The sequence below is a fragment of the Amycolatopsis aidingensis genome, from assembly GCF_018885265.1.
Lineage (GTDB): Bacteria > Actinomycetota > Actinomycetes > Mycobacteriales > Pseudonocardiaceae > Amycolatopsis > Amycolatopsis aidingensis.
The window spans coordinates 3,252,752-3,261,922 of record NZ_CP076538.1 but is presented as its reverse complement, the minus strand read 5'-3'; the positions used below and the strand labels follow the sequence as shown (position 1 = coordinate 3,261,922).

Below are 9,171 nucleotides of genomic sequence, written 5' to 3'. Positions count from 1 at the left end.
ACAGCAACAAGCTTTGTCAAGCCGGCCGGGCCGCGCGCAGGATCGGTTTCGGGCGAGAACCGATGTGCTGGAGGGACGGATGAACGAGCACGACTGGGCCGCGATGGCCGACCTGCTGGAGCTCGAGGGCGCGGCACATGACCACTACCTGCACCAGGCCATCGGGCAGCTGCGGGAACACGACCCCCTGCGGGTGCTGGACGTCGGCAGCGGCCCCGGGGTCGCCGCCTGTGAGCTGGCCGCCGCCTTCCCGCGGGCCGAGGTCACCGCGGTGGACGGCTCCGCGGAGCTGCTGGCCCGCGCCGAGCGGCGAGCGGACCGGCTCGGCGTGCGGTTGCGCACCAGCGTCGCGGAGTTCCCCGCGGACCTCGCCGGCCTCCCGCGCGCCGACCTGGTGTGGTCGGGGCAGACGGTCCATCACGTCGCCGACCAGCAGGACGCGCTGAACCGGCTGGCCGGGCTGCTGGAGCCCGGCGGGGTGCTGGCCATCGCCGAGGGTGGACTGCCGTCCCGCTGGCTGCCGCGCGACCTCGGTTTCGGGCGGCCCGGCCTGCAGGCAAGGCTGGACGCCGCGATGGCCGAGGCGTTCGACCGGATGCGGGCGGAGCTGCCAGGATCGGTCCCGGTGGTGGAGCACTGGCCGCGGCTGCTGCGGGCGGCCGGACTCACCGGTACCTACAGCAAGAGCTTCCTGGTGGAGCATCCGGCTCCGCTGGCGGAGCAACCGCGGCGGTGGGTGCGGTTGTGGTTCCAGCGGATGCGCGAGGCGCTGGCCGAGTCCCTTGACCAGGATGACCTGACCACACTGGACCGGCTGCTCGATCCGGACGATCCCGACGGCATCGACCGGCGGGCCGACCTGTTCCTGCTGGCCACCAAGACAGTCCACTTCGGACGGAACAGGCCTTAGCCTGGAACGGCAACGGCGGCCTCGCGCCCGTCGCGCTCGGCGGCATGCATCGCGGCATCGGTCACGATCCGCATACCGGCGAGCGCGGCGAGCACCACCGCCGCCATCACGGCGAACACCGCGCGCAACCCGAGCAGCTCCGCCAGCAGCCCGCCCGCGGCGGCACCCAGTGGCATGGCGCCCCAGGCGAGCAGGCGGCACCCGCTGTTCACCCGGCCCAGCAGGCGCTCGGGGGTGATCCGCTGGCGCAGCGAGACCACGATCACGTTCCAGCCGATGATCCCGGCGCCACCGAGGAAGAACCCCGCACCGATCAGGTACGGGTCCGCCGTCGCGGCCGGTATGCCGACCAGCAGCGCGGAGACCACAATGGACAGTACGAGGCAGCGGGCCCTGCCGAGCCGCCGCTCGAACCAGGCGGTGCCGAAGGAGCCGAGCAGGCTCCCGGCGGCCACCGTGGCCAGCAGTACCCCGTAGGCCCGCTCGGACAGCCCCATCGGGGACTCGGGCCCGACCACGTACAGCACCAGCAGGCTGGTCATCGCGGTGCTGGCGAAGTTGATCATTCCGGTCATCGCGGCGAGCGTGCGCAGCAGCCGGTGCCGCCACAGGAAGCGCAGCCCCTCGGCGATATCGGCGCGCAGCGTGGTGCCGCGCTCGCGCTCGATCCGGAACCGGCCACGCACCAGCAGCAGCACGCCGACGGCCAGTACCCAGAGCACACCGGGCGCCGCCAGCGCGAGGACCGCTCCGGTGGCCACCAGGAACCCGGCCAGCGGCGGGCCCGCGAACTCGTTGGCGGTCAGCTCCACCGCGTACAGCCGCCCGTTCGCCCGGGACAGCTGCTCGCCGGGCACCAGCTGCGGCATGATCGACTGCGCCGCGGTGTCGTGCAGTGTCTCGGCAAGGCCGAGACCGAGCGCCACCAGGTACAGCGCCCAGATCGAGCCGAGATCCAGCAGCACGGCCAGCGCCAGAGCGGTCAGCAGCAGCCCGCGCGCCAGGTTGGCGCCGAGCATCGCCCGGCGACGGTCCAGCCGGTCGGCGAGCGCGCCCGCCGGCAGGGCGAACAGCAACCAGGGCACGGTCGCCGCGAAGGCCAGCCCCGCGATCAACGTCGGGGACCGGGTGAACTGCACGGCCACCAGCGGCAGGCCGACCTTCACCAGCCCGTCGGCCAGGTTGGAAAGGCCGGAGGAGGTCCACAGCCGCCAGTAGGCGGCACCGAGGTTCGACACTGATGGAGAATCCCACATCGATGGACTTTTCTCAATCACTGCCGGTTCGACGCCGTCGGCGCGCCCGCCATGGGCTACCCTGCGGCCATGCGGGATCAGCACGCCGAGGAGTCCACGCCTGGTCCGCGGGAACGACGTGCGGTCACGGCCGCCGAGGCCAAGGCCCTCGGGCACCCGTTGCGGCAACGCATCCTGCGGCTGTGCCGGCAGCAGGAGATGACCAACAAGCAACTGGCCGACCGGCTGGGCCGGGACCCCGGCACCGTGCTCTACCACGTCCGCCAGCTGATCGAGGCCGGGCTGCTCGCGCAGGCCGAGGTGCGCACCGGCGAGAGCGGCGCGCTGGAGAAGCCCTACCGCTCGACCACCCACACCTGGTGGCTGAGCATCCCGGTCACCGAGGCGGGCACCACCCCATTGGAGGCATTCCAGGAGGAGTTCGCCGAGGCGGGCCCGGAATCGCTGCGCACATACGCGCGGTTCATGCTGCACCTGTCCGCGGCGGACGTGGCCGAGCTGGACCGGCGCATCTGCGCGGTGATCGACGAGTACGTGGAGACCGACGACCAGCGGCTCGACCAACCGGCGCACGGCGGGATCGTCCTGCTGCACCGGCTCGCCGAATGACCGCCCGCCCCTACGTACTGCTCTCCGTTGCCGTCTCCCTGGACGGGTACATCGACGACGGCAGCGCGACCCGGCTGGTGCTTTCCAACCAGGAGGACGTCGAGCGGGTGCATCAGGTGCGGGCCGGGGTGGACGCCATCCTCGTCGGGGCCAACACGATCCGTGCCGACGACCCCCGGCTCACGGTGCGGTTCGGAGTGCCGGCCGACCCGGTGAAGGTCACCGTCACCGCCAGCGGACGGCTCGACCCTGCCTCCCGGTTCTTCACCACCGGGCGGGCGGGCAAGCTGGTCTACACCCCCGGCTCCGCCGTCCCCGCGGTTCGGGAACGGCTCGGCGGGGTGGCCACCGTGATCGGCGCCGGGGACCCACTCGACCCGCGGCGGGTGCTCGCCGACCTGGCCGCGAGGAAGGTACGGCGGCTGATGGTCGAGGGCGGCGGCGCGATGCACACCATGTTCCTCACCCAGGGACTCGCCGATGAGCTGCAACTGGTCTGCGCACCCTTCTTCGTCGGCGATCCGGACGCTCCCCGGTTCGTGCACCCCGGCAGGTTCCCGCAGGACGCGCGGCACCCGCTGACCCTGGCCGAGGTGCGCAGGCTCGGCGATGTCGTCCTGCTGCGCTATCTGATCACCGGCGGCGAGGGCGGGCCAGGCAGGCCGGAGCACCGAACGGAAGGCGAGGTATGAGCGGGTTCGACGGGCAGCTGCTGCCGGTGAGCACCACGACCGAGGAACGCGACCGGGACGCGCGGGTCGCCGTGCTGCCGGTGGGCAGCTTCGAGCAGCACGGCGAGTTCCTGCCGCTGTCCACCGACACGGTGATCGCGACGACGATCGCGGGCGCGATCGCCGCCGCCCACCCGGTACTGCGGCTGCCGCCGGTCACCATCTCCTGCTCGCACGAGCACGCCGCCTGGCCCGGCACGGTGAGCATCTCGGCGCGCACCCTGCACGCGATCGTCGCCGATGTGGCGGAGTCACTGCGCCGCTCCGGGATCGAGCGGCTGGTGCTCGTCAACGGGCACGGCGGGAACTACGTACTGTCCAATGTAGTCCAGGAGGCCGGGCCGGCAGGCTACCGGATGGCACTGTTCCCCACCGGGGAGGCGCTGGCCGGGGCGCGCGCCGCCGCCGGGATCGTCACCCCGGCGCGCAGCGATATGCACGCGGGCGAACTGGAGACCTCGCTGCTGCTGCATGCCCACCCGCACCTTGTCCGCCCCGGCTACGCCGCCGCCGATCACCTCGCCGAAGGGCGAGAGCACCTGCTCACCCTCGGCCTCGCCGCATACAGCGAGTCCGGGGTGGTCGGCCGCCCATCGGCGGCCTCAGCGGAGAAGGGCCGCCTGCTGCTCGCCGGCCTGGTGACGGCCTTCGGCGAACTGCTCGCCGTGCTCGATCAGCCGGGCACGTCGAGGTGGGGCAGGTGATGGTCCAGCCGCTCGCGCTTGGTGCGCAGGTAGCGCAGGTTCTCCTCGTTCGGTTCGGCCAGCAGGCCGACCCGCTCGACCAGCCGGATCCCGTACCGCCGCAGGGCGGCCACCTTCCGCGGGTTGTTCGAAAGCAGCCGTACCGCGGGCACCCCGAGGTCACGCAGGATCTCCGCGGCCAGCCGGTAGTCCCTGGCATCCACCGGAAGACCCAGCGCCAGGTTCGCCTCCACGGTGTCCATGCCCTCGTCCTGCAGCCGCAGCGCCTTCAGCTTCGCCAGCAGCCCGATCCCCCTGCCCTCGTGCCCGCGCAGGTAGACCAGCACGCCCGCGCCCGCCGCTACGATCTCGTGCAAGGCCGCGGAAAGCTGCTCCCCGCATTCGCAGTGGGTCGAACCGAACACGTCCCCGGTCAGGCACTCCGAGTGCACCCGCACCAGCACCTCGCCCGCGGTGACCTCGCCGTGCACCAGCGCCACCTGCTCGTGCGCGTCCCCGGGGTCCCGGTACCCGATCGCGCGAAAGTTCCCTGCCGGGGTGGGCATCCGGGTTTCCACGGTCCGGCGCAGGGCCGGGCGCGGTTGCGTCATGTCGACTGTCCAATCCGTACGGGCGTCCGGGCGCAGTGCGCCCGCCGCGGGTCGAGAACGCGGCCGCCGTACCGCCTGCCGAGCAGCAGCACCCCGGCGCCGGGCAGGCTCGCGACCAGCGCGAGCACCCCGTAGACCACCGCCGTGGTCAGTCCCTCCGCCGCACCCAGCCCGGCCGCGCCGAAGGCCAGTGCCGCGGTGCCCTCCCTGGCTCCCCAGCCCCCGATGTTCACCGGCAGCCCCATGGCGAGCAGCGCGAGCACCAGCAGGGGCAGCAGCTGGGTTGCCGGTGCGACCGATCCGGCCGCCCTCGCCGCGATCAGGAACAGGATGAGGTAACCGGCCAGCGCGGCGACCGAGAGCGCGGCCACCCCCGGCCAGGCGTCCCTGGCGAGCAGGCCGGTCCGGACCTCGGCGCCGAACGCGGTGCACACCCGGCGCCACCGCGGCCCGCCGCTGCCCCGTCCACCGCCGGTGAGCGCGAGCACCAGCAGCAGGGCGGCCAGCCCGACGAGCACCACGCCGGAGGTGGTGACCAGGCCGCGGAACTCGGCGGGCACCACGGCCGGCCGGGCCAGCAGCACCGCCACCCCGGCGAGGACGAGCACCACCTGGCCCGCGGCCCGCTCCAGCACCACCGCCCGCACGCCGAGCCCGAGGTCGCCCTCCTGCCTGCCGTGCCGCACCGCGCGGTGCACATCGCCGAGCATGCCCGCGGGCAGCAAGGCGTTCAGCAGCAGCGCCCGGTAGTAGTCCGCAACGGCCTTGCCCAGCGGCAGCCACAGCCCCAGCCGCCGCGCCACCAGGCACCAGCGCCATGCGCTGAGCACCGTGGTGGCCAGCCCGATCGCCAGTGCCAGCAACAGCTCGCGCAACCCGATCACCCGCAGGCCGTCCACCACTGCCTCGGTGCCCAGCTGCCACAGCAGCACGCCGAGGATGGCCAGCCCGGCACCCGGGCGCAGCCAGGCCAGCACACGCCGCCGCACGCTCATCCCCCCGCCGGCAACACGAGCAGGTCCTCATGCCAGACCACCACCCGCAGCGCGCCCTCGGCGCAGCCGCGCAGCCGCCGGTGCAGGTAGTCCGTGGCGGCCGGTTCCAGGTCAGGGCGCTGCTGCACGGCGGCCGCGACCCAGCCCCGCAGCCATTCCCCGGCCAGCGCCGCCTCGGCCGCGCCAAGCCGCCATGGGCTGGGCTGCCTGCACACGGTCGCTCCCCCGTGCCGGAAGGCCGCGGCGGCCATCTCGGCCGCGTCCGGCCCGAGCAGCCGCCTGCCGTGCATCCTGCGCCGCTGGTGGTCGTTGAAGGCGGCGGCGAGTTCGGCGTCCAGCGGATCGGGCGGGGTGAGCTCGACCCGACCGGTCACCGAGAGGGTCAGCAGCGCGGCGCACCCGGCCCCGGTGCAGGCCGCCGCGAGCCCGGCGACTTCCTCGGCGGTCAGCAGGTCCAGCAGTGCCGACGCGGTCACCAGCGAGGTGCCGGCCAGGTGCGTGGCACGCAGCTCGGTGAGGTCGCCCTGCTCGGTGCGCACGTCGACCGGGGTGCCGTCGGCTGCGCGTTCCGGTTGCGCGGCGGCGGCCGCGGCGAGCAGGCCGGGGTCGTGGTCGTGCAGGATCCAGCGTTGCGGGCCGGGAAGCCATCCGGCGAGCCACCGGCCCATCGACCCGGTGCCGCAGCCGAGGTCCCGCACCAGCAAGGGCGGGCCGGGCAGGTGCGGCCGCAGGGCGGCCACCAGCCCGATGGCCCGCGCCTGGGCATCCGCATCTTCGCGCAGCCGCAACCAGGAAGCGGAGTAGGTGGGGGAAGCAGAGCTGCTCACGCGGCCCTCCCCGGTTCCCCGCGCAGCCCGGCCAGCACCCCGGCCAGCCGCTGCGCGGTGACCTCCCAGCCGCGCAGGGTGCCGCGCCTGCGCCGCGCCGCCACCCGGAGGTGGTGCCGTAGCCGGGCCCGCGCGAACCATTCGCGCAGCGCGGCGCCGAGGGCGGCGGGGTCATCCGGCGGCACCAGCATGCCCGGCAGGTCGCCGTCCGGGGTCAGGCCCAGCGCCTGCGGCACCCCGTCCACCGCGGTGGCCAGCACCGGCACGCCACGGGCCAGCGCCTCGGTCACCACCATCCCGTAGGTCTCCGCCCTGGACGGCAGCACCAGCAGGTCCGCCGCGGCATAGCAGGCGGCCAGCTCGGCTCCCGCCCGCGGCCCGGCCAGGGTCATCCGGTCGCCGAGGCCGTGGCGTTCGATCAGCCCGCGCAGCCGCGTGGTGTGGCCGGGGTCGCGGCGGGTCGCCCCGACGCAGGCGCAGGTCCACCGCTGGTCGGCGACCCCGGACAGGGCCTCGGCCAGCAGGTCGAGCCCCTTGCGCGGGGTGACCGCGGCCACGCACAGCAACCGGGAGCGGCCGTCGGTGCCGTGGGCCAGCGGAGCCGGATCGGTGCCCGGTTCGACGGTGTGCACCCTTTCCGCTTCCAGGCCATGGTGCTCGACCAGCCTGCCCGCGGCCCACCGGCTGGTCGCCACCACGGCAGGTACCGCCCGCAGCGTGGCCCGCTCCGCCGCATCCAGCCGCGCGGCGAGCTCGGCAGGCAACCCGGTCTCGTCGCCGAGCGGGAGGTGCACCAGCACCACCAGCCGCAGCCTGCGCGCCTGCGGCACGACGATGTCCGGCACCCCGCAGGCCACCAGCCCGTCGAGCAGCACGACCGCGCCATCCGGCTCGGCACGCAGCGCGCAGGCGAGCTCGGCACGCGCGGTCCGCTCCGGCCGCGGCCAGCTTCCTTCGATCGGCACCGCCCGCGCGGGCAGCTCCCGGCACACCCTGCGGCCGTAGACGTTGCCCCCGCTGGGCACCGTGGGATCGTCCACCTCACCGGGCAGCAGGAAGCTCGGGGCGGCACGCCCGGTCACAACGACCGCTCGTAACTGGCCCAGGCCACCGGCGACTCGCGCAGGGTGACGGTGATCCCGGCGAGGCCGTGGGCACCCGCACCGAGGCCGCCCGCGTGCACCCGCTCGGCCAGCCGGTCCGCGACCACTTTGGCCAGGAACTCGGTCGAGGTGTTCACGCCCGCGAACTCCGGCTGCTCGTCCAGGTTGCGGTAGTTCAGCTCGCCGAGCACCTGCCCGAGCTCACCGGTGGCCAGCCCGATGTCCACCACGATGTTGTCCTGGTCCAGCTCGGCCCTGCGGAAGGTCGCCTCCACCACGAAGGTGGCGCCGTGCAGCCGCTGCGCCGGGCCGAAGACCTCCCCGCGGAAACTGTGCGCGACCATGACGTGGTCACGGACGGTGAGTTGGAACAACGCGCTGCCCTCCAGCCCGCTCGACTACCGGTCATACACCACACGGTGGCAAAGCGCGGCCGGTTCATCGCCGAGCAGCGCGGGCAGCACCCGCGGCAGCTCGGTGAACCGGCACTCGCCGGTGACCAGCGCGTCGAAGGCCGGGTCGGCGAGCAGTTCGAGGGCCAGCGCAAGGCGGTCGGCGTGGTCTCTGCGGCCCGCCCGCGCCGGGGACACGGTGCCGACCTGGCTGCTGCGCAGCACCAGCCTGCGGGAGTGGAAGAACTCGCCGAGGGGCAGGGCCACCCTGCGGTCGCCGTACCAGCTCAGCTCCACCACCACGCCATCGCGGACCGGCAGCTCCAGCGCCAGGGTGAGCCCGGATTCGGTGCCGCTGGCGTGCACCACCAGGTCCCGCTCGGCCGCGGCCCGCTGCGGGGTGGCGAAGTCGACCCCGAGCGCGGCGGCGACCTCGGCTCGCCCGGGGTCGGTGTCGACCAGCTGCACCCTGGTACCGGGGAAGCGGGACAGCACCCTGGCCACGCAGCAGCCGATCATCCCGGCCCCCACCACGGAGATCCGGTCCCCGAGCAGGGGCGCGGCGTCCCAGGCTGCGTTCACCGCGGTCTCCACCGCACCGGCCAGTACCGCCCGTGCCGCGGGAACCGGGTCCGGCACCGGGGTCACCGCGGCCGCCGGGACCACATACCGGGTCTGGTGCGGGTACAGGCAGAACACCGTCCGGCCGCGCAGCGCGTCCGGGCCCCGCTCGACCACGCCGACGTTCAGGTAGCCGTACTTCACCGGGGCCGGGAAGTCACCCTCCTGGAACGGCGCCCGCATCAGCTCGTACTGGCTCTGCGGGACACCGCCCCGGAACACCAGCGCCTCGGTGCCCCTGCTGATCCCGGAGTAGAGCGTGCGCACCAGCACCTCATCGGCTCCCGGCTCGGGCAGCTCGACCGGGCGGATCTCGCCCTGGCCGCGCGCGCGAACCCAGAAGGCGTGGGCTGCGCCCCCCATTGGCAGTCCTCCAGTGCTGGTCAGCGACCTTGACGCCGCATGCGCTCCAGCTAGGCTCGTCGGCGAGCAT

Annotated in this window: 11 protein-coding genes; 4 read left to right on the top strand and 7 right to left on the bottom strand. The window is 74.0% G+C overall.

The genetic code is table 11. The features are described 5' to 3' along the window. The first annotated feature begins 79 nt into the window (after positions 1-79). A complete protein-coding gene (locus KOI47_RS15370) occupies positions 80-910 on the top strand; it encodes a class I SAM-dependent methyltransferase (protein ID WP_216216641.1) in 831 nt (276 codons plus the stop codon). On the opposite strand, the gene KOI47_RS15365 is transcribed toward KOI47_RS15370, so the two are convergent. Beyond that, complete coding sequence (locus KOI47_RS15365) at positions 907-2,148, bottom strand: MFS transporter (RefSeq protein ID WP_332461467.1); 1,242 nt, start codon at positions 2,146-2,148, stop codon at positions 907-909. The genes KOI47_RS15370 and KOI47_RS15365 overlap by 4 nt on opposite strands. 87 nt (positions 2,149-2,235) lie before the next feature. Here KOI47_RS15365 and KOI47_RS15360 point away from each other — a divergent pair, with 87 nt between their 5' ends. The 3 genes from KOI47_RS15360 to KOI47_RS15350 are packed head-to-tail and all read left to right on the top strand — an operon-like array spanning position 2,236 to position 4,210. Continuing rightward, positions 2,236-2,775 (top strand): ArsR/SmtB family transcription factor, encoded by a 540-nt coding sequence (locus KOI47_RS15360; RefSeq protein ID WP_216216639.1) that lies wholly within the window; start codon positions 2,236-2,238, stop codon positions 2,773-2,775. Beyond that, a complete protein-coding gene (locus KOI47_RS15355; RefSeq protein ID WP_216216638.1) occupies positions 2,772-3,467 on the top strand; it encodes a RibD family protein in 696 nt (231 codons plus the stop codon). The genes KOI47_RS15360 and KOI47_RS15355 overlap by 4 nt, the downstream gene beginning before the upstream one ends. Next, a complete protein-coding gene (locus KOI47_RS15350; protein WP_216216637.1) occupies positions 3,464-4,210 on the top strand; it encodes a creatininase family protein in 747 nt (248 codons plus the stop codon). Before KOI47_RS15355 ends, KOI47_RS15350 begins: the two co-directional genes overlap by 4 nt. Here the strand turns inward: KOI47_RS15350 and ribA are convergent. The 6 genes from ribA to KOI47_RS15320 are packed head-to-tail and all read right to left on the bottom strand — an operon-like array spanning position 4,180 to position 9,101. Beyond that, complete coding sequence (ribA, locus tag KOI47_RS15345; RefSeq protein ID WP_216216636.1) at positions 4,180-4,800, bottom strand: GTP cyclohydrolase II; 621 nt, start codon at positions 4,798-4,800, stop codon at positions 4,180-4,182. The genes KOI47_RS15350 and ribA overlap by 31 nt on opposite strands. Next, positions 4,797-5,789: a lysylphosphatidylglycerol synthase domain-containing protein gene (locus KOI47_RS15340; protein ID WP_232376756.1), complete on the bottom strand. Its 993-nt coding sequence runs from the start codon at positions 5,787-5,789 to the stop codon at positions 4,797-4,799. The genes ribA and KOI47_RS15340 overlap by 4 nt, the downstream gene beginning before the upstream one ends. 2 nt (positions 5,790-5,791) lie before the next feature. Then, positions 5,792-6,622, bottom strand: a complete 831-nt coding sequence (locus KOI47_RS15335) for a methyltransferase domain-containing protein (RefSeq protein WP_216216634.1) — start codon at positions 6,620-6,622, stop codon at positions 5,792-5,794. Continuing rightward, entirely contained in the window at positions 6,619-7,704 is a 1,086-nt protein-coding gene (locus KOI47_RS15330; RefSeq protein WP_216216633.1) for a glycosyltransferase family 4 protein, read from the bottom strand. The genes KOI47_RS15335 and KOI47_RS15330 overlap by 4 nt, the downstream gene beginning before the upstream one ends. Further along, positions 7,701-8,099: a 6-pyruvoyl trahydropterin synthase family protein gene (locus KOI47_RS15325; RefSeq protein ID WP_216216632.1), complete on the bottom strand. Its 399-nt coding sequence runs from the start codon at positions 8,097-8,099 to the stop codon at positions 7,701-7,703. Before KOI47_RS15325 ends, KOI47_RS15330 begins: the two co-directional genes overlap by 4 nt. Before the next feature lie 24 nt (positions 8,100-8,123). Continuing rightward, complete coding sequence (locus tag KOI47_RS15320; RefSeq protein WP_216216631.1) at positions 8,124-9,101, bottom strand: zinc-dependent alcohol dehydrogenase; 978 nt, start codon at positions 9,099-9,101, stop codon at positions 8,124-8,126. Positions 9,102-9,171: the final 70 nt, after the last annotated feature.